The organism is Sphingobium sp. LMC3-1-1.1 (genome assembly GCF_040676285.1).
In the GTDB taxonomy this organism is placed as follows: domain Bacteria; phylum Pseudomonadota; class Alphaproteobacteria; order Sphingomonadales; family Sphingomonadaceae; genus Sphingobium.
In genome coordinates this window covers 374,239-398,359 of the sequence record NZ_JBEGHQ010000001.1, presented here as the reverse complement: position 1 = coordinate 398,359, position 24,121 = coordinate 374,239, and the positions used below count along the sequence as shown (strand labels likewise).

Sequence of the window (24,121 nt, the reverse complement as noted above, 5' to 3'; positions counted from 1 at the left end):
GGGGGCGGCTTCCGATCGGAAACCGCCCCCCTTTTTAATCCGAAATGCCTGGGGCTTATTCGGCCGAGGCGCCGCGCGCGTCTTCGACCTTGAACGTCACGGCCTGACCGCCGGACATGCCCGACACGCGGCCATTCTTCACCGCAAGGTTGAAGGCAACGGCATCGGGGTAACGACGGCCCGAAATCACCCTGCCGGTCTTGGTGTCCTTGACGGCATATACATAGGTATAGCCCTCATGCGTGAACTTCTGCTTGGCAGCGTCTTCGGCATGGGCCGGGCCGTTGGCGGCGCCGGCGGCCAACAGGGCGGAAAGAACAAACTTGGACAGCATTCGCATGGGTAAACTCCTTGTGAATGCCGATCAAACACCTCTGGAATATTCTTTTCTGTTGACGTCGATTTATGGAGCGCCGCCAAAGGAGCACAATCGCAAACAAGGGCGGAACGATTGCGTTTCCCGCAATCGCCTTTCAACCCTTTGGCCTTTCAACTCTTTGACAGGGCGACGATATGCCTGAACTCCGCCTCTGTAAGCGGGGATACGGAAAGCCGCGACTGGCGGATCATCGCCATATTGGCCAGCGCCGGATCGGCCTTCATCGTCTTCAACGTGACCGGCTTGGCGAGCTTTTCCTTCGGCCCGACATGCACCGCCATCCACTTGCCCGTTTCGTCCGTGCTGTCTGGCGCCGCCTCCTCGACGATCTCCATGATGCCGACCGCCTCGACCCCGATATTGCTGTGGTAGAAGATGGAAAGGTCGCCCTTGCGCATCGCCCTCATATGGCCCTGCGCGGCATGATTGCGCACGCCGTCCCACTCGGCCTTCCCCTTCTTGACCAGATCGTCATAGGAAAAGACATCGGGTTCCGATTTCATCAGCCAATAGTTCATGGCTTCTCCTTGCATCAGCCGCCAAGGACGATCAAGGATGCTCGCATGGCCAGCATGGCGCCCGACGGCGCGCCGGCTCTATCCAGTTGAGTTTCGGAGAATAACGTGTCGCAAACGGTGCCCGGACAAGTGCCCGTCCTGTCCATGGGCAATATGGACAAGGCCGACTTCGCCGCGGCTTTCGGCGGTTCCTTCCAGCGCTTCGGCTTCGCCATGGTGAAGGATCATGGCATGGACCAGGCGCTGATAGACAGGGGCTGGGCACTGGTCCGCCGGTTTTTCGCCCTGCCGGAGGGGGTGAAGCGCCGCTACGATGCCGCCAATAATGGGGGTCAGCGCGGCTACACGGCCTTTGGCGTGGAAATCGCCAGGGGCGAGAGCGAGAATGATCTCAAGGAATTCTGGCATGTCGGACGCGACCTGCCCGCGGGCGATCCGCTGGCGCAAAGCATGCCGCCCAATGTCTGGCCGGACGAACTGCCGGAATTCCACGCGACATTCGCGCCTCTCTATGCCGAATTCGACCGCGTCGGCGGGGAACTGCTGTCCGCCATCGCCCTGTTTCTGGGGCTGGAGGAGCAGTGGTTTGAAAGGCCGGTCGAAAACGGCAATTCAATCCTGCGCCTGCTCCATTATCCGCCCGTCTCTGCGGAAGCGCCGGGCATCCGCGCCGGCGCGCATGAGGATATCAACCTCATCACCCTGCTCCTGGGCGCGGAGGAAGGCGGGCTGGAGCTCAGGGATCGCGACGGCAACTGGCTGCCCGTGGTCCCGCCGCCCGGCGCCCTTGCCATCAATGTGGGCGACATGCTCCAGCGGCTGACCAACCATTATCTCCCTTCGACCAGCCACCGCGTCGTCAACCCGCCGCCGGAACGGCGCGGCCATTCGCGCTATTCCATGCCCTTCTTCCTGCACCTGCGACCGGATTTCCTGATCGACGCGCTGCCCCAATGCGTGGATGCGGACCACCCCCGCCGCGACCCGCCGATCACCGCGCACGACTATCTGTCGGAACGGTTGCGCGAAATCGGCCTGATCAAGGGGTAAGGGCAGCGATTCAGGAAAACCTGGGCCGGGAAAACCCGATGGAACAGGCTATCTGCGCCCGCGCGCCATGGTGATCCCGATCTCCTCGCCCTTCTCGCTCAGGGCCAGCTTGACGATCTTGACCTCGACATGGGTCACCTTGTCATCCTGCAGGAAGATCGTCTCGATGATATGGTCGGCCACCGCCTCGATCAGCGTGAAATGCTGCCCCTCCGGCAGAGCGGTGGTCGCGGCATGTTTCAGGTCCATGTAATTTTTGGACCGCGACAGCGGCGTGTCGGGATCATAATGATCCGCGATCTTCAACCGCGCCCTGATCGATATGCGCAGCGGTTGCGGCAGGTGCGTCTCCTCCGAATAGATGCCGGTCAGGACATCCACGTCCAGATTATTCACCTCCAACGTCAGAAAATCGTCAAATACGCTGTTCATAGCTCGCCACATTCGGGCCCTCCCTGCCGCGGGCGGGCCCCAGTTTAGACTTTTATTTTGCCAGCCACGCGCTAAAGCCCGCCGCTCTCGGCGCGTCCATGCGCCATTGAGGACGGATCGGCAAGACGTGTCTGTGATAGTGCCCCTCAAGATGATGTCGCATGACGCGGTTGAGCGGTTGCTGGATGCGGCCTTCGGCCCTGACCGGCACGGGCGCACCGCCTATATGATTCGCGACGGCATGCCATGGCTTCCCGAACTCTCCTTCGGCATGAGGGATGAGGACGGCGGGCTCATCGGTTCGCTGCAAAGCTGGCCCGTCGCGCTCGTCCATGCCGACGGCGGCCGGACGCCGCTCATCATGGTCGGCCCGGTCGCCGTCGATCCGGCGGTGCAGGGCACCGGGCACGGCCGCGCGATGATGGACGCCGTCGTCGCGGCCGCCCGCGCACAGAACAGCGCCCCGCTGATGATGATCGGCGATCCGGAATATTATGGCCGCTTCTGGGGCTTTTCGGCGGAAGGGACCGGCGGCTGGAACTGCCCCGGCCCGTTCGAGCCGCGCCGCCTGCTGGCGCTGTCGGTCGACGGCCGGCCCATAGGGGGCACGGGCATGCTGGGTCCGCGCGCCATTGCCCGCGCCTGAAATTTCCCTTTTGCCTTCGCCTTCAAGCGCCCCTATCTCGGCCCCATGCCGATGGAGCCGCCCCCTGATCTTTCCAGCCTGTCGCTGACCGACGTCGCCCGCCTGCTGGCGGAAAAGCGTCTGCCGCCGGTCGAGAAATGGAATCCGGACCATTGCGGCGACAGCGACATGCGCATCGCCCGCGACGGCACCTGGTTCCACCAGGGTTCGCCCATCGGGCGGGAAGCCATGGTCCGCCTCTTCTCGACCATCCTGCGCCGCGAACCCGATGGCGGCTACGTCCTGGTCACGCCGGTCGAAAAGCTCTCGATCGAGGTGGAGGACGCCCCCTTCCTCGCCGTGGAGCTCAAGAGCGAAGGCGAAGGCCGGGCACGCAGCCTCGCCTTTCGGCTCAACACGGGCGATCTGGTCGCCGCCGGGCCGGACAACGCCCTTGTCCTGCGCGAAACGCCTGACGGACCGCATCCCTATCTCCACGTCCGCGGCGGGCTGGAGGCGCTGGTCGCCCGCAGCGTCTATTATGAACTGGTGAACCTGGCGCTGGACGAAGGCGCCGAACCAGTCGGCCTCTGGAGCAACGGCGCCTTCTTCGCGCTGGACGGGTCGGCATGACGCTGGCGGAACGGCTGCGGATCGCCCTGAAGGAGGGGCATGAGCGGGAGATCGGCCTGATGCCGTCCGACACCCGTGATCCCCGGATCGACGGCGACATCATGCTGTCTCCTGCGGCCGTGCTGGTCGCGATCACCGATCGTCCCGAACCCGGCCTGATCCTGACCCAGCGGTCCGCCAGGCTGCGCAAGCACGCCGGGCAAGTCGCCTTTCCGGGCGGCCGGGTCGACGACCACGACCCCGACGAAATCGCTGGCGCGCTGCGGGAAGCGCAGGAGGAAATCGGTCTCCTGCCCGACCTGGTCGACATCATCGGCACGTCGGACCGCTATCACACCTTCACCGGCTTCGACATCGTCCCCGTGCTGGGCGTGATCCCGCCCGACCTTCCCCTCCTCCCCCAGGAGGCCGAGGTCGCGGAACTGTTCGAACTACCCCTCTCCTATGCCCTCAATCCCGCCAACCGGATCAGAAAGTCCATGGAGTTTCAGGGCATTGAGCGGCATTATTACGAAATATTCTGGGAAGGACGACGCATCTGGGGCATCACCGCCGCCATCCTCGCCAATCTGTCGCGCAGGCTAGGCCATGACCAGCCTGCTGCCTGACGCCGACTGGCGCCACCGCCCCGGCCTGGACGCGCTGCTCGACGCGCTTGGCGCGGAACAGGGCCTCGTCCGCTTCGTCGGGGGCGCCGTCCGCGACGGCCTTCTGGGCCTGCCGGTCAACGATCTCGACATCGCCACCATATCGGAACCGCAGTCGGTCATCGACCGCCTCAGGGCCGCCGGAATAAAGGCCGTGCCCACCGGCATCGACCATGGCACGATCACGGCCGTCATCCATGGCTGGCCGGTGGAGATCACGACCCTGCGCCGCGACGTCAGCACGGACGGCCGCCGCGCCACCATCGCCTATACCCATGACTGGCGCGAAGACGCCGCCCGGCGGGATTTCACCATCAACGCGCTCTATGCCGACCCGCTCACCCACGCCATCACCGATTTCTTCGGCGGCGTCGCCGATCTGCGCGCGCATCGCGTCCGCTTCATCGGCGATGCAAACGCCCGCATCGCGGAGGATCACCTCCGCATCCTGCGCTATTTCCGCTTCCTGGCCCGCTTCGGCCATGACGAGCCGGATGTGGAGGCCTATGCCGCCTGCCGCGAAGCCGCCAACAGCCTGATGGCCCTGTCGCGCGAACGCATCGCGGACGAACTGCTCAAGCTGCTCGCCCTGCCCGCCCCGCTGGCCTCGTTCCAACTCATGGTCGACGGCGGCATATTGCTGCCCGTCCTTCCGGAGATCGACCAGGACGGGCTGGCCCGCCTGTCCACACTGATGCAGCGGGAAGCCGCCTCCGGCACCAGTCCGTCAGCCCTGCGCCGTCTTGCCGCCCTGCTCGCCCATGATCCGCGCACCGCCGAGCAGGTGGGCGCGCGCCTCAAATTGTCCAACAAGGCCCGCAAGCGCCTGGCCACCGCGCTGGAGGGCGCCACGGCCCCCATGCCCCCTCGCGCCCTCGCCTTCCGGGTCGGCGTGGAGGGCGCGATCGACCGCATCCTGCTCGATTCTTCGGCTCCGCTCGACGGCCTGAAGACACTCGCTGACTGGACGCCGCCACGCCTGCCTCTGGGCGGCGGCGCCCTCATCGCCCGCGGCCTTCAGCCCGGCCCGGATGTGGCAAAAGCCCTGGCCGAGGTCCAGGATATCTGGGTTGCGGAGGGTTTTCCCGACGAAGCCCGCCTCGCCGAAATCGCGGATCAGACCGTTTCGAAATTCCAGCGCGCCCGCCAATAGTCATAGGCGTCGCTCTCCGGCATCGGCCGCGCGAAATAATATCCCTGCCCCTGCCAGCAGCCCATATTCTGCAGCGCATGGGCAAGCTGCTGCGTCTCGATCCCTTCGGCCGTGACACGCAGCCCCAGCGATTCGGCCAGCGACAGGATGGTGCGGACCATGACCACCTTGTCCCGGTCCTCCAGCATGGAGGTCACGAAACTGCGGTCGATCTTCAATATGTCGATCGGCAGGCTGTGCAGGCTCGCCAGGTTGGAATAGCCGGTGCCGAAATCGTCCATGGCGATCGGCATTTGCAGGTCCTTGAGCGCGAACAGCAGCTTACGCGCCTTTTCCGGGTCCGCCACGATCGCGCTTTCGGTCAGCTCCGCGGTCAGGCGATTGCCCGAAATTCCCGAATAACGCAGCGCTTCCTCGAACATGGAGGCGACATCGTCCCGCGCCATCTGGATGGGGGACAGGTTCACATTGATGCCGACGGGCAGCGACTGGCCGAATTTCGCGTCCCACCGGCTGAGCGCCTGCGCCGCCTCATAGGCAGCCCAGCGACCCAGCGAGGTGATCTGGCCACTCTCTTCCGCCACGGCAATGAACTCGGCGGGCGACACATGGCCCAGCTCTTCATCCTGCCATCGAGTCAGGGCCTCGAAGCCCGTGATTTCGCCAGTCTGCAGATGGATCAGCGGCTGGAATGCCAGGGTCAGTTCTCCCTGCGCCAGCGCGTCGCGCAACCGGCTCTCGACGGAAAAGCGCCGCTGCGCTTCCTTCAGCACGCCGTTGCGATAGATTTCCACCTTGCCGCTGCGCTTGGCGATCTTCACCGCGGCCTGCGCCTTGCGCACCACATCCTCCGGGTCTTCGGTCAGGCTGGTCGACAGGGCGCATCCGATCGCGCAATCGACCCGGATCTGCAAATCGCTCAACCTGATCGGATAGCTCAGTCCATCACGAATACGCTGAACAATATGAAGAGCATCCGACAAGCCATTGTTCAGGCGTGCAAAAATAGCAAAGTCATTACCGCCGATGCGGGCCAGCACGTCCCCCTGCCGCAGGCTGGACTTCAACCGCTTGGCCACGGTGATCAGCAATTCGTCGCCGGCCATTGGCCCCAGCGACTCATTGACCCGACTGAACCGGCTCAGGTCGATGGCAAGGATGCCGAACTGCGCATTGTCAGGCCAGCTCGTATTGGCCAACCGGTCCTCGATCTCCTCGCCGAACCCCGTCCGGTTGGGCAATGCCGTCAGACCGTCGGACAGCAATTCCCGCCGGAGATTCTTCTCCATCGTGCGGTCGCTGGTGCGATCAAGCGCCGTGAACAGGAAAAGGTCGGACTCGCCGTCCCGCTTGGGCAGGCGTCCGACCGAGCAGCAGAAATATTCCGGCCCCAGCGATCCGTCGCGGCGCAACTCGAAACTTTCCGAATCACGGCCCGACCGCACGCTCTGCACGATCCGGTCGCGCCATTCGGCAGCGTGCGGTTTTTCCGGCTCGCCTGAACCACTCACCCTGAAACGGTGGTGGAACGGCGCATTGGCAACTACGGTTGATAAATGATTGTTTGCAAAGGAAAGTACCGCTGCGGGATAAGGCAGCGCCGCCAGCCATTCGGTGATCGCCAACCCATGCGAAAGATGCGCTCCGTCCTGCCCCGCAAGGAGCTGTCCGCCCGGCATTGAGATTGGCCGATCGCGCATCGACATGGATTCCATAGGGCCGGCGATAGGCCCAAAGGGTAAATTTTCGGGAAACAACATTCCCGATTCCGACGCGATGGCAACAAAAAATCGCTTTCTCAGAAACGGTTATCGCGTGGAAAGCCGGTTGGCGGCATCCGCCCCGCCGCGCCCCTTGCAACGCGCCATGGCGTCATGTCCGCTTCCGTGCGAACCCGCCCGGATTCTCCCCCCATGGCCCAGCTCAGGCCATCCGACAGGCGGAACGCGATCGCGTCGGACAGGCCGCCGTCACGATAGCGCTGCATCTGCACGCCCTGCCCCCGCGCCATGCGCGGCATTTCGATCAGCGAGAAGACCAGCAGCTTCCGGTTTTCACCCACCACGGCGACGCTGTCCGCCTCCGGCGCGATGGGATGCACGACACTCAGCTTCGCGCCGGTGCGTACATTGACCACCTGCTTGCCCTTGCGCGTCTCCGCGATCACATCGGCGACCGTCGCCACGAAGCCGCGCCCGTCCGAGGATGCAAGCAGCAATTCGCCGCCGACGCGGGCAGGCAGAAGCGCCACGATATTGCCGGTGCCGTCCATGTCGACCAGCGACCGCACCGGGTCGCCAAAGCCGCGCCCGCCCGGCAGCTTGTCCGCACCCAGCGTGAAGATGCGCCCGGTCTCCGTCGCCAGCAGCAGCTTGTCGGTGGTCTGCGCGTGGAAGGCGATCATCGGACCATCGCCTTCCTTGAATTTCAGCGTGTCGGCCGAGGCCAGGTCGCGATGCCCGCTCATCGCCCTGATCCAGCCGCGTTCGGACAGGATCACGGTGATCGGCTCGCGCTCGATCATCGCCTCCAGCGGGATTTCCCGCGCCGGCGCCGCTTCCTCGACCAGCGTGCGCCGGCGGCCGAAATCGCTTTCGGGCGAATAGCGCTTGCGAAGGTCGGCCAGGTCCTTCTTCAACCGCGTCCGCTGCCGCGCCGGGCTTTCGACCAGCCTGGTCAGCTCGTCGCGTTCCTTCAGCAATTCGGAATGCTCGCGCCGCAGTTCCATCTCCTCCAGCTTGCGCAAGCTGCGCAGCCGCATGTTGAGGATCGCCTCGGCCTGCCGGTCGTTCAGGCCGAACTCGGCCATCATCACCTCCTTGGGCTCATCCTCGGTCCGGATGATCTCGATCACCCGGTCCAGGTTCAGATAGGCGATGATATAGCCGTCCAGCAGCTCCAGCCGCGCCGCGATCTTGTCCAGCCGGTGCTGCGCGCGCTTCACCAGAACGTCGATCTGGTGCCTCAGCCATTCGACAAGGACGGTCTTCAGGCCCAGAACGCGGGGCGTGCGCGTCGCGTCGAGCACATTCAGGTTCAAGGGAAAACGGTTTTCCAGATCGGTCAGCCGGAACAGGCTGTCCATCAGCACGTCCGGATCGACGGTGCGCGCGCGCGGCTCGATGACGATGCGGATCTCCGTATCGCTCTCGTCGCGCACATCGGCCAATATGGGCAGCTTCTTGTCGTTGATCAGCACGGCGATCTGCTCGATCAGCTTGGATTTCTGCACCTGAAAGGGGATCTGTGTGACCACCGCGACCCAGGTACCGCGCCCGCCATCCTCCTTGTGCCAGCGCGCACGAGTTCGAAACGATCCCCGCCCCGTCGCATAAGCCTCTGAAATCATGGAAGCACTGTCCACCAGCACGCCACCAGTGGGAAAGTCCGGACCGCGCACGATCTGCATCAGCTCGGCATGTTCGGCTTCCGGATTTTCGATCAGCAGGCTCGCCGCATCGATCAGTTCCGCGACATTGTGCGGCGGGATGCTGGTCGCCATGCCGACAGCGATACCGGTGGCGCCGTTGGCCAGCAGATTGGGGAACAGGCCGGGAAAGACCTCCGGCTCCTGGTCCTCGCCATTATAGGTCGGGCGGAATTCGACGGTGCCTTCGTCCAGCCCCGCCATCAGGTCGGCCGCGGCCTGGGTCAGCCGCGCCTCGGTATAGCGCATCGCCGCCGCATTATCGCCGTCGATATTGCCGAAATTGCCCTGCCCATCCACCAGCGGCGTGCGCAGCGAGAAATCCTGCGCCAGACGCACCATGGCGTCGTAGACCGAGGCATCGCCATGCGGGTGATATTTGCCGATGACGTCACCAACCACGCGGGCGCATTTCTTGTACGACGTGGTGTTGCGCGCCGGATTGGCGACCAGCACGTCGGGCGACGCGCCGCCCGGCTCCATCCGCAGCAGCCGCATCGCCCACAGCAGCCGCCGGTGCACCGGCTTCAACCCATCGCGCAGGTCCGGCAACGACCGCGCCGTGATGGTGGAAAGCGCATAGACGAGATAGCGCTGGGACAGCGCATCGTCGAACGGGTGATCCTTGATAGCGTCGAACGGGTCGCGAAATTCGGTCATCGCAGGGGGGAATAGCAGTGCCGCGACAAAACGGAAACGGGGTTTAATCCCGAAGATGCCGACCGGAATGGCTCAGGCCGGTCGCAACCTGCCCCGCAACCGCCACGCGCGCCTGCCTCTCCGCCGTGCTCCCACCATCCCGCCGTGCTCCTGCGAAGGCAGGAGCCCAGTTCCGACGCCGCGATTTCATGCCGCGACAGAAACAGCATCCCATAAACCGCTAGCCCGCGTCCCACCCCTCCGCAACACCACCCCCATCATCGCGGCAGAAACCGGGCCTCCGGGTCCGCGGCGATTTCCCGCCTGAATTCCGCGGAAATCCAGTCGCGAAAGGCCTTCACCTTGGCCGTGTTGCGGGCGTGGGCAGGATAGACCACCCAATAGCTCGCCCGTTCCCGGACATAGGATGGCACCGCCTCCACCAGCAATCCCGCCTCCAATTCCGTCCTCCACATGAAGGGATTGACGATGGCAACGCCATGCCCGGCCATCGCGGCGCGGCCCTCCATCACCTGGGAATCGAGCGCGATGGCGGGCGGCAGCCCCCTACCGTCCTCGTCCACCCCCATGGCGACGAACCATTCCTGCCACCAGCTATCGCCGGGCGACAGCCGCGGCATGGCGTGCAGCACCCGCGCATCGGCAATCGGCCCATTGGCCGCCAGCCATGACGGGCTGCAAAGTGGCGCCAGCCGGTTATGGGTCAGCAGCTTGGCCTCCAGTCCCGGCCATTCGCCCCGCCCGCCCCGCACCGCCACGTCGACGCCGTCGCGGGCGAAGTCCACCACCCGGTCGGTCGCGTCGATCCGCACGGCCAGCCCCGGCTGGCGCATCTGGAACGTCCCGATCCGCTGCGCCAGCCAGAGATGGGCGAAACTGTTGGTGCAACTGATCGTCAGGATGGTCGAATGATCCTGCGTCAGCGCGGCGAACCCCTCCCGCATCTGGTCGAAGGCGCGGGACACGACCATGGCGATCTCGCGCCCCTTCTCGGTCAGCGTCACCTTCCGCCCCGTCCTCTGGAACAGGCTGATGCCCAGCCGCTCCTCCAGCAATTTCACCTGATAACTGACAGCCGCCTGCGTCATCCCCAACTCCTGCGCGGCGGCCGTGAAATTCTCCAGCCTTGCCGCGGCTTCGAACACGCGAACGGCCGACAGGGGAGGCAATGGGTTCATCCGGTCCAGATAAGCCAGACTTATGATTCGCGTCCATCCTTTTGTTGGCTGCCGCTACGGAAATCAGCGATAGGAATTGCCACGAAACGCAATCCATTCACCGGATCATTCATGGAAAGGCACGTCATGCACTTGTCGAACGACGCCCGGTTGCCCACCCGCAGCCATGAAACCACCAGCGGCCTTTCAGGCCTCCTCACCTCCATCATGCAGGCCTTCTGCGCGCTTCATCGCATCAGCTGGTCGGCCCCCTGGACGGAGCAGGGGCAATGAGATCCCCCAAAAATCGCCAGGATCGTTCAACAGGGCTTGCACTATCCGCGCCACGCGCCAACTTGCGCCCGTGCACGATTCCCGTCTTTCCCCTGTTCCCGATCTTCCCCCTCCGCCGCCCGGGCTGCTGACCGGCGCCGCCTTGTTCCTCGATTTCGATGGAACCCTGGCTCCCATAGCGGATACGCCCGACGGGGTGGTGGTCGATGACGATCTGCTCACCCTTCTGGAGCATTTGCGCGACCGGCTGGATGGCCGGCTTGCCATTGTCAGCGGCCGTTCCGTCGCGACGCTGCGCGATTTCGGCTTCGGCCAATTCCTGCTGGCCGGCACGCACGGACTTGAGCTGGCGGAACCCGGCCGCCCGGTCGAGGCGCCTGCCCGCCTCCCCGCCATCAACGAGGCCGAAGCCGCCTTCCAGACCTTTGCCGCCGGAAAGGCCGGCGTCCTTGTCGAACGCAAGACAATCAGCGTCGGCCTTCATTTCCGCGGCGCACCACAATGGGGTCAGGAGGCCGGCGACCTCGCCACCGGCCTGGCGGATCGGCTCGACCTTGCCCTGCAACCGGGCAAGATGCTCTACGAATTGCGCCCCGGCGGCGCCGACAAGGGCAGCGCCATCCGCGCGCTGATGCGCCGCACGCCCATGGCAGGCGGCACACCGCTGTTCATCGGGGACGACGTGACCGACGAAGAGGGTTTCGCCGTGGCGCGCGACCTGGGCGGCGCCGGCATTCTCGTCGGCGTGCCCAGGGCAACGCTCGCCGCATTCTCTTTGGAACAGGTTGCCGCCGTCAGGCATTATCTTGCCCAGGGGGTTGCTGGCGCCGTCTGATCCGATCGTCCGGCACCCCTGTCGTGCACGAACAAGGGGGACGGACCAATAGAAACGCAGAAAAACGACCTTCCGGGCGGGAATGAACGCTCGCTCGACCTGTGGCCCATCGGCAATTGCCAGGCATCAGCGCTGATCGACCGCGCCGGGCGCATGATATGGGCCTGCGTGCCCCGCGTCGACGGCGACCCCGTATTCTCGGCCCTGCTGGACGACGGGGCCTGGGACGAGCCGGATTCGCGAGGCTTCTGGGCCATAGAGCTCGAGAATTGCGTCCGGATCGAGCAGCATTATATCCGCAATACTCCCGTGCTGGTGACGCGCCAGACCGATGGGCAGGGCAATGCGATCGAGCTCTATGATTTCTGCCCGCGCCACAAGCATCAGGGCCGGATGTACCGCCCGGTGGCGTTCGCCCGCGTCGTCCGGCCGGTGTCAGGCAGCCCGCGCGTACGGGTCAGATTGCGTCCCACCACCTCATGGCATTCGGAACGGGTGCCGATCAGCTATGGCTCCAATCACATCCGGCTGGTACTGTCCTATATGGCAATGCGCGTTTCCACCAATGCGCCCATCGGCCTCATTTCCCAGGAAAGCTGGTTCCGGCTGGAACATGACATGCATTTCTTCCTGGGTCCGGATGAGAGCTTTTCCGACGCCCTTCGCCCCGCCGTGGAGCGGATGCTGGACGACACGATCCACGAATGGCAAATCTGGGTCCGCGGCCTGGCCATTCCGGCCGAATGGCAGGAGGCGGTGATCCGCTCCGCCATCACGCTCAAGCTTTGCCAGCATGAGGAAACCGGCGCCATCGTCGCCGCGCTGACGACCAGCATCCCCGAACATGCCGACAGCGGCCGCAACTGGGATTATCGCTATTGCTGGATCAGGGACGCCTATTACACGGTGGAGGCGCTGAACCGGCTGGGCGCGCTGGACGTTCTGGAAAGCTATCTCGTCTATCTCCGCAACATCGTCGATGGCGCGCGGGGCGGCCATATCCAGCCCCTCTACGACGTGCGCGGCAAAGCCACGCTGGAGGAGCGGGAGGCGCAGAACCTGCCCGGCTATCGCGGCATGGGACCGGTTCGCGTCGGCAATGCCGCCTATTCCCAGGTGCAGCATGACGCCTATGGCCAGATCGTCCTGTCCTCCGTTCAGGGTTTCATCGACCAGCGCCTGCTGCGCATGGCGGGACTGTCGGACTTCGAGGCGCTGGAGGCGGTCGGCGAACGGGCGTGGCAGGTCTATGACCAGCCTGACGCCGGCCTGTGGGAATTGCGCACCCGGGCCCATGTCCACAGCTATAGCGCGGTGATGTGCTGGGCGGCATGCGACCGCCTCGCCCATGCAGCAGCCGCTCTCGACCTGCCGGAACGCGAGGTTCATTGGCGCAAGCGGGCGGAGGTCATGAAGGCACGCATCCTCCAGTCAGCGTGGCGGACCGACAGCAATGCCATCTCCGCCAATTTCGAGGACGATGCCAGGGACGCCTCCCTGCTCCAGTTGATCGACCTGCGTTTCCTGACGGCCGACAATCCCATGTTCCTGGGAACGCTGAAGGCGCTGGAAAAGGATCTGCGCCGCGGCAATGACATGTTGCGCTATAGCGCGCCGGACGATTTCGGGGAGCCGGTCACGGCCTTCAACGTCTGCACCTTCTGGCTGATCGAGGCGCTGCACCGTACGGGACGCGGCGAGGAAGCCCGCGCCCTGTTCGAGGAGATGCTGTCCCGCCGCACCGCCGCCGGGCTGCTTTCCGAAGACATCGATCCCGTTACCGGAGAATTGTGGGGGAACTATCCCCAAACCTACTCATTGGTCGGCATCATCAATTGCGCCGTGCTCTTGAGCAAACCGTGGAGCGTGATGCGATGAGGCGATTGCTGTGGAGGCGCTCGGCATGAGCCGCCTGATAGTCATTTCCAACCGGGTCAGTCGCCCGACCAAGACCGGCAACCAGGGCGGCCTCGCTGTCGCGCTTTCCCAGGCCCTTAGGGAAAGCAGGGGCATATGGGTCGGCTGGTCCGGAGAGGTCACCGAGAATTTCACCGGCCAGATCGGCTTTTCCGAGGATGAAGGGGTCAAGACCGCGACGATCGACCTGGAAGAGCAGGATGTCGACGAATATTATAATGGCTATGCCAACAAGACGCTGTGGCCGCTGTTCCACTTCCGCATCGACCTGGCCGAATATGCCCGCGATTTCGAGGGTGGCTACAACCGTGTCAATCAGCGCTTCGCCGACACGACCAGCCCGCTGATCGAACCGGACGACATCATCTGGGTCCAGGATTATCACATGATCCCGCTCGGCCGGATGCTGCGCGACCGGGGCCATGACAATCGCATGGGATTCTTCCTGCACATTCCCTGGCCGCCTACGCGGCTGCTGGTGTCGCTGCCCCATCACAGCAAGCTGGTTCAGACGCTGTTCGCCTATGATGTCGTCGGCTTCCACACGGAGGAATGGCTGGAGTCCTTCCGCCACTATGTGGAGCGGGAGATGGGCGGATCGGTGGACGGCGATTTCGTGACGCTGGGAAACCGCACGATCCAGGCGATCGCCTGCCCGATCGGCATCAACGCGCAGGAATATGCCAGCGCCGCCGTCAGCGACGCGGCGAAGGATATGTATGAAAAGGTCCGCCGTTCGCTTCAGGATCGTCCCATGATCGTGGGCGTCGACCGCCTCGACTACAGCAAGGGGCTGGAAGAGCGGTTCAACGGCTATGCCCGCTTCCTGAAGGATCATCCTGAACAGCATCGCAACATCGTGCTGACGCAGATCGCGCCGCCCTCCCGCGGGGAGGTGGAAAGCTATCAGCAGATCCGCGCCACGCTCGACGCGCTGGCGGGCCGCATCAACGGCGAATATAGCGACGTCGACTGGACGCCGATCCGCTACGTGAACCAGGGCTATCCGCGCGACAAGCTGGCAGGGATATATCGCGCGGCGAAGATCGGCCTGGTCACGCCGCTGCGCGACGGCATGAACCTGGTCGCCAAGGAATATGTGGCGGCACAGGATCCCGACAATCCGGGCGTCCTCATCCTGTCGCGCTTCGCCGGCGCCGCGCAGCAGCTCAAGGACGCGCTGCTGATCAACCCCTACAGCCCGGAGGAGATGTCGGACGCGATCACCCGCGCCCTTGCCATGCCGCTCGACGAACGCAAGCGCCGCTGGCGCGCCATGATGGACATCGTCGAGAAACAGGACATCAGTTGGTGGCGGCAGCGCTTCACAGAACGGTTGATGGCGGTACAGCGCAATGGCGAGCTGAAGCCGGAGGCGCAGCCCGCTTAACTTTCCCGCACATGCCGCTACTGTAGGTGCAATGGAAGACGAGGAAGAAGCGGGCGGCACCCTTGCCGCCATTCGCGCCAGATCAGGTGTCATATTGGGCATTCTCGGCCTCGCGGCGTGGCTGGCACTGATCTGGTTCATGTTCGGTGACGTGTTGTAACGAACTTCGGCGCCTGAAACGGGGCCATTTGCACCCCCGCTCCTTTTGGTCTAAGGGCCAGCCCAAGCAGCCCCGGCACCCGCTGATCCCTCCCGATTCGCGTTTGCCGGGGCACATTCTTTCCGGAGCAGGCCATGATCCGATTCATCGGTTATGGGCCTGCTCCAGTTTTTGATTCACCGCGTTTTTGAAGCAGGTGATTCCACCTGCTTCAAAAACGCTCCAGGGAAGACAGGAACCGCATATGGCCCGTCGCCGCCAGATCTATGAAGGCAAGGCAAAGATCCTTTACGAAGGCCCCGAGCCGGGTACGATCATCCAGTATTTCAAGGATGACGCGACTGCCTTCAACGCCCAGAAGAAGGGCACGATTTCAGGCAAGGGCGTCCTTAACAACCGCATTTCCGAGCATATTTTCACGCTGCTCGGCCAGATCGGGGTTCCCACCCATTTCATCCGCCGGCTCAACATGCGCGAGCAGCTCGTCCGCCAGGTCGAGATCGTGCCGATCGAGGTCGTAGTGCGCAACGTTGCTGCCGGCTCGCTCAGCAAGAAGCTCGGCATCGAGGAAGGGACGCAGCTTCCCCGCACCCTGATCGAATATTGCTACAAGGACGACGCGCTGGGCGACCCGCTGGTGTCCGAAGAGCATATCGCCTGCTTCGGCTGGGCCAGCCAGGACGAGATGCATGACATTGCCGACATGGCGATCCGCATCAACGACTTCATGTGCGGCCTGTTCGCGGGCATCGGTATCCGCCTGATCGATTTCAAGCTGGAGTTCGGCCGGTTGTGGGATGGCGAATATAGCCGCATCATCCTGGCTGACGAGATCAGCCCCGACGGTTGCCGCCTTTGGGACATGGCCACTGGCGAAAAGCTGGACAAGGATCGTTTCCGCCGCGATCTGGGCGGCGAAGTCGAAGCCTATCAGGAAGTCGCCCGGCGCCTGGGCCTTATGCCCGAGGGCGTTGATACGACGGTCCTGGACCTCGACACCCACCGCAAGAAGCGGAGCAAGGACTGACGCGAATGGCGGACGCGCCGTTCAGGCGAGCAGCGCGTCCGCCATCAGCTTGATCCCCAGCAACACCATCAGCACATAGATGAGCGTGTAAAATCGCGCGGCATCGACGCGACGCACCAGTACGACGCCCGCCAGAGTCGATGCGATAGCCACGGGGATCAGGGCCGCCGTCGCTAGCAGATTGGCCCTGGTGAACTGCCCCAGCGCCGCATAGGCGGGCACCTTGATCCAGTTCACCGCGGCAAATGCGATGGCGGTAGTCCCGATGAGCGTGTCGCGCGGCAAACGCTTGGGCAATACCCACATCTGGAACGGCGGAGATCCGGCATGGGCAATATGGCTGGTGAAGCCGCTCGCCACGCCGAACAGCATGCCGATCCAGCCCGGCGAATTGGACGGCAGCACCATCGCACCGCCGCGCTCGGCCCATAGTCGTTGAAGCCCGAAAAGAGCCGAAATCAGGCCCAGTACACCAAGCACCGCGACTTCGGACACCTGGGCCGCAAAAAGATAGCCGATCGCAACCCCTGCGGCCATTCCTGGCAACATAACCATCAGAACATGCCTGTCCCAGTGATGGCGGAACGACCAGACACTGACGACGTCCTGCAGGATCAAAATGGGCAGCATGATCGCCGCCCCCCTCACTGGATCCACGCCCAGTGCCATGATGGGCATGGCGAGTGCCCCGATCCCGGCAAATCCGCCCTTGGCGAGACCAGTGAGGATCACGGCGGTGATGGCGCAGGCATAATAGAAATAGTCCGGATTCATGGAGCCCGCCTAAAGCAAAGCATCCCATCCGGGGAGCAAATTTTGTTGTCGAACAATCAGCTCTGGGCGCGATAGCCGATCAGGACGCCGAAGGTGAAGGTCGCAAGGAGCGTCAGTTGAACCCGGCCATGAGGATCATCATAGCCCATGATCTGCTGACCAAAGGCGAAAAGCCCCACGAACATCGCCAAAGCAAGACCGGCCATGCGAAAATCCTTCCCTCCGCTGGCCACCATAGGGGCACGGCGCTAACAAAAGCATAATGCCAGGGTTAAGGCCGCGCAGCACCTGGGCGTTACCAAGAGGCTGATGCCTCAGCATCACTGCATCCTGGTATAATGCCTTGCCTGCGGAGCGCTCCGCGACTAGAGGGCTGGACGATTCAAACGATCGCCAGCCCTCCGGTTTTCGCGGCTTGCGCATTCTGCAAGCAGGATGCCCTGGGGGCGCGAAAGACTGTCTTATGGAGTCCCACGCTCATGAAAGCCCGCATCTTCGTCACCCTCAAGGGCGGTGTCCTCGACCCGCAGGGCAAGGCGATCCATCACGCGCTCGAAGGCCTGGGCTTCGCTGGCGTCAATGATGCGCGCGCGGGAAAGCTCATTGAACTGGATCTGGCCGACGGCACCAGCGACGAGGATATTGACGCCATGTGCCGCAAGCTGCTGGCGAACACGGTGATCGAAAATTACCGCATCGAAAAGGTGGCCTGAGCCATGAAGAGCGCCGTCATCGTCTTTCCCGGCAGCAATTGCGACCGCGACCTCGCCGTGGCGTTCGAGAAAGCGACCGGCGCGAAGCCTGCCATGATCTGGCATCGCGATACGGAACTGCCAGACGATATCGACCTGATCGGCGTGCCGGGCGGTTTTTCCTACGGCGACTATCTGCGTTCGGGGGCGATGGCGGCCCGCTCGCCGGTGATGCAGGCGGTGGCGAAGGCGGCGGATCGGGGCGCCTATGTGCTCGGCATCTGCAACGGCTTCCAGGTATTGACGGAAAGCGGGCTGCTGCCCGGTGCGCTGCTGCGCAATGCGGGCGGGCATTTCGTCTGCCGCGACGTGGCGCTTACGGTTGATAATGCGCAAAGCGCTTTCACCAGCCGTTATGGGGCGGGGGAAGCGATCAACTTCCCGGTGGCGCATCATGACGGCAATTATTTCGCCGACGCGGAAACGCTGGACCGGCTGGAAGGCGAAGGCCGCGTGGCGCTGCGCTACGCGGAGAACGTTAACGGATCGGCGCGGAACATTGCGGGCATCCTGAACGAAGGTGGCAATGTGCTGGGCATGATGCCGCACCCGGAGCGCGTGATCGAGACCGCCCATGGTTCGACCGACGGCCGCCGGCTGTTCGAAGGATTGGTGGAAGGGCTGCTTACCCAAGCCTGAGTCCGACGGATATCGCGTTCGACAACTCGACCGGGTCTGGCAAGCAGGGACGGCCTTGTACCCGTCATTCGCACGATCATTCTTAGCGCACTAAGCAAATTTTCCGTCTTAGTCGCGCCGCGCTACTTGGCTCACCCGCCACGATGATAGTCATATTCAAAGGCACGGCCTTCCTGTTTGGTGAGGATCGCGCCAATGATCGCCCCGCCCGCCCGGCGCAACCGATCGACGGCGACGCGCAGGCCGCCATGATGATTGCGTCCCCATTCGACGACCAGCAGCGTCACCTGCGCCTTGCTCGCCAGCAGGCAGGCGTCGGACAGGCCCAGAACGGGCGGCGCATCGATCAGCACGGTGTCGTACCGCCCCCGGACGGTTGCCAGCAGGGAGTCCATCGCGGGCGTCACCAGTAATTCGGCGGGATTGGGCGGGATCGCGCCGCAGGGCAGCAGGGCTACCCCCGGCAAGCCGCTGTCCACGACAACCTCCTCCATCTTCGCCTGGCCCGTCATCAGTTCGCTGATCCCCCGCGCCGGCGAGATGCCGAACAGGCTGTGCTGCTTGGGCCGACGCATGTCGGCATCAATCACCAGCACGCGCTTGTCCAGCTTCGCCAACGCCTTGGCCAAGGCATATAGGGTAGAGGACTTCCCCTCCCCCTCCTGCGCACTGGTGACCAGGATGGAACGCGGCAGCCCCGCTGCGGACCCCAGAAGCAGGGAGGAAGCCATCGGCGCGAAAATCTCCGCCGCCGGCTTCTCGCCCGCCGGGACCGCGCCGAGCAAAGGCAGGTTCACCCGCTCCGCCAGCGTGTCGGCAGACGTAACGGCGTCATCAAAAATATGCCGCCCGACCACTGCCATCAGCCCGAGGATCAGCCCGCCCAGCGAAGCGAACAGCATCGTGATGCCGATATTGGGCGAGGATGGCCGGGAGGGCACGGCCGCCCGGTCCAGCGGCTGGATACGCCCCGCCTGGAACCCAGCCTGCGATGCCATGTCGCGATAGCGCTGGAGCAGGCTATCGTGCAGCAGGCGATAGGTATCGACCTGCCGTTCCAATATGCTCATCTGCACGCCGCGTCCACGTTCCGCCGTGGCCTGCCGCTCGACCTTGGCGATCTCGGACTGGATCTGCTTTTCGCCATGGACGGCGACGTCATATTGTTCCTTGAGCGACGCGCGGATCGTGCCCGCCATTGCTTCGGCCTGATCATCCAGCGCCGCGAGCCGGGCGCGCGCCTCGCGCATCTCAGGATGGGCGTCCTTGCGGAACTGGCGTTCCTGCACGACCTGAGCCCGCGCCTGCGCCCGTTCCGTCATGATCTGCTGCATCGCGCCATTGTTCAGCACTTCGGGCAGGGTCTCGACACTCGACATGCGGGCGCTTTCCCAGCGCTTTTGCGCCGCGATCCGATCCGCTGTCGCCTGCGCGCGGAAGGCGTTGAGCTGGGCAAGCCGCGTTGCCGTAGTGCCATCGGGCGCGGGATCGGCGCCGCCATTGCGATCGGATTCGGGTGGCATCATGGCTCCGGCATTGGCCGCATAGACCGCCAGGTCGCGCTCCGCCCGTTCCAGATCCTTGCGCGCGCCGTCCAACTCTCCCAACAGGAATCGTCGGGCCTGAACCCCGGATTCGAATCCACGCTTCAAGTCCGTCCGGATCAGGCTGTCCGCATAGCTGTTGGCAACCCGCGCCGACAGCACCGGATCAGCGCTTGTGAAGCTGATGCGGATGACCCGCGACTTGCCGGGCAACTCAACGTGCAGATTGTCGCGTAGCAGGCTGACGACGGTTTCGGTTTCGACCTGCCGCTGGCTGAGCGAGCCAGTCCCCTGTTCCGGCCGCCGGACATTCATGCCCTCGAAGAAGGTTCGACTGCCGATCAAGGCCAGTTCGCGCGCCACATCTTCAGCCAGAGCACGGCTGCGCAGCACTTCCAGTTCGGTCTGCATCAGCGCTTCATTGTCGGACGGCGCCGTCTGCCGCTGCGCTGCGGCAGCTCCCGCGGCACCAGCCGGGACATCCTCTACCTCCACGGAAGCGGTGGCGCTATAATCAGGCGTGGACAGCAGGATGAAGACCACGCCAGCCAGCACGCAAAGCGCCATGGTGACGAACAGGATGATGCGATGCCGCCGTACCGCCGTCCACGCCGCGCCGGCCGTTGTCGCGAAACGCGCGGCGCGCCCCTCCATGGAGGAAGAGGCGCCGCTGTCGTCGATCAGCAGTCCCGAGCGCGCCATCAGAGCCCTCCATCCAGCGCGACGAACCCTGCACCAACGGCAGGAAGCGCCAACAGCGCGCCACCCAGGATCGCCTTCGCGCGCGACAGGCCGACGATGATGGTGTCGCCCGGCAGGATTTCGGGATCGGGCGCCTCTCCCTTGCGAATCGCGCCAAGGTCGAACATCGCGGCCTTGCGCTCTCCCTCCGCTTGCCGGACCACGACGATCTGCCCCATGCTGGCAAGGCGGGTCGGGCCCCTGGCCATCGCGATCGCCTGCAGGAGTCCGACGCGACCGTCCACGGGAAACAGGCCCGGCTCGCGAACCTCTCCATCCACGGTGATGCGGCGGCCCACCGCCTTCTTGATGAACACCGTCACCTGTGGCGAGACGAGATAGCGCTCACCGAGGCGCCCGGCGATGACATCGGATGCTTCACTGGCGGAGAGGCCAGCCACGGAAACGTCGCCGACCAGTGGCATGCGCACCATGCCTGCGGCTGTCACCTGGGCGTCCTCAAGGGACAGGCCGGGTTCGTGATAAACCTGTATGCGCAGGACATCGTCGGGCGAGATGCGATAATCCATCCCCACGGCAGGAGCGGGCGGGATGACGGCATAAGCCGCCTCGCCCTTCGGCGCATCCTCCACGGTCGAGCAGGCGCTGAGCAAGAGGCAGGCCGTGACCATGATCCTCGCTCGGCTCTTGCTGTCGGTCGGCCACCTCATGCCGCTAAAGTCCCCCGCAATTCAGTGGGCACGCGCAAAGCCTGCCATTGCGGGCGGGGTTAACGACGCGACGGGGACATGGCAACCATTCGCCGGGCGAACGCGGCGCCGATGCGCCGGATCAGATGGCGATCCGGGCCTGTTCCGGGACGGCCTGACCCGAGGTCGGCCGTCGGGGCTGATCCGGCCAGACGCCGCGGGTGTCGTAGACCGCCTTGTCGGCGCGTTCGTCCACCGGAACCGATTTGAACATGTCATGATCGACAAGAATGACGAAAACGCCGCATTGTTCCAGAGCCGTATCGAGATCGGTCAGTTCAGCGCCGGTTCCGGCAAATTCCATCGGCAGGTCATGGGCATAGGGTTCGACCAGCCTGATGCGGCGGCCATAACGCTTGGCGAGGCGCGCCGCGACCTTCACGGCCGGGCTCTCGCGGAAATCGTCGATATTGGGCTTGAAGGCAAGACCAAGGCAGGCGACCGCTTCGCCCGGAAATTCATCGATCAGGTCGGACGCCTTTGCCACGACATAGTCGGTCTTGCCGTCATTCACTTCGCGAGCCGTGCGGATGAGACGGCTGTTTTCCGGATCGCCATGGACGATGAACCAGGGGTCGACAGCGATGCAATGCCCCCCGACGCCAGGCCCGGGCTGAAGGATGTTGACGCGCGGGTGACGGTTGGCGAGGCGGATGACCTCCCACACGTCGATGTCCATCCGCTCCGCGATGACGGACAGTTCGTTGGCAAAGGCGATATTGACGTCACGGAAGCTGTTCTCGACCAGCTTCACCATTTCCGCCGCGCGGGCGGACGTGGTGATGCAGGCACCGCGAACGAACTGGCGGTAGAAACCCAGCGCCTTGCGGGCACAGCGCGGCGTGATGCCGCCGATGCAGCGGTCATTGTCGATCAGTTCGACCAGAATGCGTCCGGGAAGGACGCGCTCCGGACAATAGGCGACGGCGATGTCGCCCGCGACGCCAGGCTCCGGCATTTTGAGATCGGGGCGAAGTTGCGCGAAAAGGTCGCGCATGGCTTCGGTGGTGCCGACGGGGGAGGTGGATTCGAGGATGACGGTGTCCCCAGCCTTCAGAACCTGCGCGACCGTACGAGCGGCCTTGAGGACATGGCTGATGTCAGGGGCGCGATCTTCAGCCACGGGAGTTGGCACGGCGATGATGAAGACGTCGCTGGCTTCTACTTCCAGGCTGGCGCGGAGATTGCCGCGGGACACGACACCCTGGACCAGGCCATCCAGGTCGACTTCCTCTATATGGACGCGGCCGGAATTCACCGTCTCCACGACATGGGCGCTGACATCCACGCCGACGACCTGCGCGCCGCCGCGGGCGATCAGGGCGGCGGTCGGCAGGCCGATATAGCCGAGGCCGATGACGGATACCTTCTGCTGGAGTTTATCGAGGGGCATTGGGCGGGGTCCTGGGGAAGCCGATGATCTGCACCGGTTTGTGACGGGAAATGCTGAAGATTTGGGTAACGGAACGTCGAGTCCCATCGCCAGTTCGTCGCGGGCCTGCGCTCAGGCGGCCCGTTCCAAATTCCCTTGCGATCTTGCGCTTGCGGCTATGATGCCCGCAATGCGTTCCGACGCATGGCCGTCGCCGAAGGGATTATGCGCGCGCGACATGGCGGCATAGGCAGCATCATCATCCAGCAAGGTGACAACGGAGCGGACGATCCTGGCGCGATCCGTGCCAACCAGCTTCGCCGTGCCGGCCTCCACCCCTTCCGGACGTTCGGTGGTTTCGCGCATCACCAGCACCGGCTTGCCGAGTGAGGGAGCCTCCTCCTGCACGCCGCCGCTGTCGGTCAGGACCAGGTCGCTCATGTCGAGCAGGCGTACGAAATGCGGATAGTCCAGCGGCTCGATCATCGCGACGTTGGCAAGGCCGCCCAGCACGGCGTCCATCACCGGGCGGACATTGGGATTGGGATGGACGGGGAAGATCACGGCGACGTCGGGGCGCGCCGCAATGTCGGCCACCGAACGCGCAATCGCCTCCATCCCGCCGCCGAAATTCTCGCGGCGGTGGCTGGTGACCGCAATGATGCGCTTCCCGGTGAACCGCCGCGCAAGGCCGTCCAGGCCCGATGCAAGAGGGGGTTCGGACAGCACCCGTTCGCGAGTGGCGAGGAGCGCGTCGATCACCGTATTGCCGGTCACGAATATGCTGGCCGGATCGCGATTTTCCGCCAGCAGCGCATCCGCGGCCGCCTGGGTCGGCGCGAAATTCATGTCCGCAATGCAGGCGACCACACGGCGGTTCACCTCTTCCGGCCAGGGGTGATGAATATCGCCGCTGCGCAGGCCCGCCTCGACATGAGCCACGGGAATCTTGCGATAATAGGCCGCCAGGCTGGCGACCATGGTGGTCAGCGTATCGCCATGCACCACCACACGGTCGGGCTTTTCCGCGTCGAACGCCTTCCCCAGTTCCACGATCAACTTCGCCGTCAGGCCATCCAGAGTCTGGTTCGGCGTCATCACGTCGAGGTCTATGTCAGGCACGATCCCGGCGATCTCCAGGACCTGATCCAGCAGGCCTCGATGCTGCGCGGTCACGATGACGCGCGGCTCTACATCGTCCCGGGCCTGAAGCGCGTGTATCACGGGAAACAGCTTGATCGCCTCAGGGCGCGTCCCGAACACCAGAGCAACCTTCATATCTTAC

Annotated in this window: 25 protein-coding genes; 13 read left to right on the top strand and 12 right to left on the bottom strand. The window is 64.2% G+C overall.

Annotated elements, in window-relative coordinates; translation table 11 throughout:
• Positions 1-55 precede the first annotated feature (55 nt).
• Positions 56-340, bottom strand: coding sequence for a hypothetical protein (locus tag MRBLMC3_RS02000; protein WP_414714612.1), 285 nt, complete (start codon positions 338-340; stop codon positions 56-58).
• Positions 341-489: 149 nt separating this feature from the next.
• Positions 490-897 (bottom strand): EVE domain-containing protein, encoded by a 408-nt coding sequence (locus MRBLMC3_RS01995; protein WP_363735062.1) that lies wholly within the window; start codon positions 895-897, stop codon positions 490-492.
• Positions 898-1,002: 105 nt separating this feature from the next.
• On the opposite strand from MRBLMC3_RS01995, the gene MRBLMC3_RS01990 reads away from it, so the two are divergent.
• Positions 1,003-1,947, top strand: coding sequence for an isopenicillin N synthase family dioxygenase (locus MRBLMC3_RS01990; protein ID WP_363825457.1), 945 nt, complete (start codon positions 1,003-1,005; stop codon positions 1,945-1,947).
• A gap of 48 nt (positions 1,948-1,995) precedes the next feature.
• Here the strand turns inward: MRBLMC3_RS01990 and MRBLMC3_RS01985 are convergent, their stop codons facing one another.
• Positions 1,996-2,379: a dihydroneopterin aldolase gene (locus MRBLMC3_RS01985; protein WP_363735064.1), complete on the bottom strand. Its 384-nt coding sequence runs from the start codon at positions 2,377-2,379 to the stop codon at positions 1,996-1,998.
• 127 nt (positions 2,380-2,506) lie between these two features.
• Here MRBLMC3_RS01985 and MRBLMC3_RS01980 point away from each other — a divergent pair, with 127 nt between their 5' ends.
• Genes MRBLMC3_RS01980 through MRBLMC3_RS01965 form a run of 4 tightly spaced genes read left to right on the top strand, consistent with a single transcriptional unit; the run spans position 2,507 to position 5,437 of the window.
• Complete coding sequence (locus MRBLMC3_RS01980; RefSeq protein ID WP_363825454.1) at positions 2,507-3,025, top strand: GNAT family N-acetyltransferase; 519 nt, start codon at positions 2,507-2,509, stop codon at positions 3,023-3,025.
• 45 nt (positions 3,026-3,070) lie between these two features.
• Positions 3,071-3,637, top strand: coding sequence for a DUF1285 domain-containing protein (locus MRBLMC3_RS01975; protein WP_133651866.1), 567 nt, complete (start codon positions 3,071-3,073; stop codon positions 3,635-3,637).
• Positions 3,634-4,245 (top strand): CoA pyrophosphatase, encoded by a 612-nt coding sequence (locus MRBLMC3_RS01970; protein ID WP_363735067.1) that lies wholly within the window; start codon positions 3,634-3,636, stop codon positions 4,243-4,245. The genes MRBLMC3_RS01975 and MRBLMC3_RS01970 overlap by 4 nt, the downstream gene beginning before the upstream one ends.
• Positions 4,226-5,437 carry a CCA tRNA nucleotidyltransferase gene (locus MRBLMC3_RS01965; RefSeq protein WP_363825451.1) on the top strand — a complete coding sequence of 404 codons (1,212 nt, stop codon included), beginning with the start codon at positions 4,226-4,228 and terminating at the stop codon, positions 5,435-5,437. Before MRBLMC3_RS01970 ends, MRBLMC3_RS01965 begins: the two co-directional genes overlap by 20 nt.
• On the opposite strand, the gene MRBLMC3_RS01960 is transcribed toward MRBLMC3_RS01965, so the two are convergent.
• From MRBLMC3_RS01960 to MRBLMC3_RS01950, 3 genes are all read right to left on the bottom strand, one after another.
• Positions 5,401-7,143, bottom strand: coding sequence for a putative bifunctional diguanylate cyclase/phosphodiesterase (locus MRBLMC3_RS01960; protein WP_414714611.1), 1,743 nt, complete (start codon positions 7,141-7,143; stop codon positions 5,401-5,403). The genes MRBLMC3_RS01965 and MRBLMC3_RS01960 overlap by 37 nt on opposite strands.
• Before the next feature lie 92 nt (positions 7,144-7,235).
• A complete protein-coding gene (parC, locus tag MRBLMC3_RS01955; protein WP_363825449.1) occupies positions 7,236-9,524 on the bottom strand; it encodes a DNA topoisomerase IV subunit A in 2,289 nt (762 codons plus the stop codon).
• A gap of 257 nt (positions 9,525-9,781) precedes the next feature.
• The gene (locus tag MRBLMC3_RS01950) at positions 9,782-10,702 is read right to left on the bottom strand and encodes a LysR substrate-binding domain-containing protein (RefSeq protein ID WP_363825446.1); all 921 of its coding nucleotides are present in this window, start codon (positions 10,700-10,702) and stop codon (positions 9,782-9,784) included.
• Between the two features lie 111 nt (positions 10,703-10,813).
• On the opposite strand from MRBLMC3_RS01950, the gene MRBLMC3_RS01945 reads away from it, so the two are divergent.
• The 6 genes from MRBLMC3_RS01945 (at position 10,814) to purC (ending at position 16,304) form a co-directional block, all read left to right on the top strand.
• Positions 10,814-10,975 carry a hypothetical protein gene (locus MRBLMC3_RS01945; protein WP_363825443.1) on the top strand — a complete coding sequence of 54 codons (162 nt, stop codon included), beginning with the start codon at positions 10,814-10,816 and terminating at the stop codon, positions 10,973-10,975.
• Positions 10,976-11,045: 70 nt separating this feature from the next.
• Positions 11,046-11,810, top strand: coding sequence for a trehalose-phosphatase (otsB, locus tag MRBLMC3_RS01940; protein ID WP_363825441.1), 765 nt, complete (start codon positions 11,046-11,048; stop codon positions 11,808-11,810).
• Between the two features lie 99 nt (positions 11,811-11,909).
• Positions 11,910-13,688, top strand: a complete 1,779-nt coding sequence (locus MRBLMC3_RS01935) for a glycoside hydrolase family 15 protein (protein WP_363826599.1) — start codon at positions 11,910-11,912, stop codon at positions 13,686-13,688.
• A gap of 25 nt (positions 13,689-13,713) precedes the next feature.
• Positions 13,714-15,117 (top strand): alpha,alpha-trehalose-phosphate synthase (UDP-forming), encoded by a 1,404-nt coding sequence (gene otsA, locus MRBLMC3_RS01930; protein WP_133651859.1) that lies wholly within the window; start codon positions 13,714-13,716, stop codon positions 15,115-15,117.
• A gap of 31 nt (positions 15,118-15,148) precedes the next feature.
• Positions 15,149-15,277 (top strand): hypothetical protein, encoded by a 129-nt coding sequence (locus MRBLMC3_RS01925; RefSeq protein WP_363735079.1) that lies wholly within the window; start codon positions 15,149-15,151, stop codon positions 15,275-15,277.
• Positions 15,278-15,521: 244 nt separating this feature from the next.
• On the top strand, positions 15,522-16,304 hold the full coding sequence (gene purC, locus MRBLMC3_RS01920; protein WP_133651858.1) for a phosphoribosylaminoimidazolesuccinocarboxamide synthase: 783 nt from the start codon (positions 15,522-15,524) through the stop codon (positions 16,302-16,304).
• 21 nt (positions 16,305-16,325) lie between these two features.
• Here purC and MRBLMC3_RS01915 read toward each other — a convergent pair whose 3' ends face one another.
• Positions 16,326-17,078 (bottom strand): sulfite exporter TauE/SafE family protein, encoded by a 753-nt coding sequence (locus MRBLMC3_RS01915; RefSeq protein ID WP_363735080.1) that lies wholly within the window; start codon positions 17,076-17,078, stop codon positions 16,326-16,328.
• 56 nt (positions 17,079-17,134) lie between these two features.
• Positions 17,135-17,284, bottom strand: coding sequence for a hypothetical protein (locus tag MRBLMC3_RS01910; protein ID WP_166666297.1), 150 nt, complete (start codon positions 17,282-17,284; stop codon positions 17,135-17,137).
• Positions 17,285-17,557: 273 nt separating this feature from the next.
• On the opposite strand from MRBLMC3_RS01910, the gene purS reads away from it, so the two are divergent.
• Together purS and purQ are read left to right on the top strand one after the other, a co-directional pair.
• Complete coding sequence (gene purS, locus MRBLMC3_RS01905; protein WP_133651856.1) at positions 17,558-17,791, top strand: phosphoribosylformylglycinamidine synthase subunit PurS; 234 nt, start codon at positions 17,558-17,560, stop codon at positions 17,789-17,791.
• A 3-nt stretch (positions 17,792-17,794) separates the two neighbouring features.
• Positions 17,795-18,469 carry a phosphoribosylformylglycinamidine synthase subunit PurQ gene (gene purQ / locus MRBLMC3_RS01900; protein ID WP_363735081.1) on the top strand — a complete coding sequence of 225 codons (675 nt, stop codon included), beginning with the start codon at positions 17,795-17,797 and terminating at the stop codon, positions 18,467-18,469.
• 131 nt (positions 18,470-18,600) lie between these two features.
• Here the strand turns inward: purQ and MRBLMC3_RS01895 are convergent, their stop codons facing one another.
• The 4 genes from MRBLMC3_RS01895 to wecB form a co-directional block, all read right to left on the bottom strand.
• Positions 18,601-20,715 (bottom strand): GumC family protein, encoded by a 2,115-nt coding sequence (locus tag MRBLMC3_RS01895; protein WP_363735082.1) that lies wholly within the window; start codon positions 20,713-20,715, stop codon positions 18,601-18,603.
• The gene (locus tag MRBLMC3_RS01890) at positions 20,715-21,425 is read right to left on the bottom strand and encodes a polysaccharide biosynthesis/export family protein (protein WP_363735084.1); all 711 of its coding nucleotides are present in this window, start codon (positions 21,423-21,425) and stop codon (positions 20,715-20,717) included. Before MRBLMC3_RS01890 ends, MRBLMC3_RS01895 begins: the two co-directional genes overlap by 1 nt.
• Before the next feature lie 121 nt (positions 21,426-21,546).
• Entirely contained in the window at positions 21,547-22,857 is a 1,311-nt protein-coding gene (gene wecC / locus MRBLMC3_RS01885) for a UDP-N-acetyl-D-mannosamine dehydrogenase (RefSeq protein ID WP_363825438.1), read from the bottom strand.
• Between the two features lie 111 nt (positions 22,858-22,968).
• A complete protein-coding gene (gene wecB / locus MRBLMC3_RS01880) occupies positions 22,969-24,114 on the bottom strand; it encodes a non-hydrolyzing UDP-N-acetylglucosamine 2-epimerase (RefSeq protein ID WP_363825435.1) in 1,146 nt (381 codons plus the stop codon).
• Between the last annotated feature and the right edge of the window lie 7 nt (positions 24,115-24,121).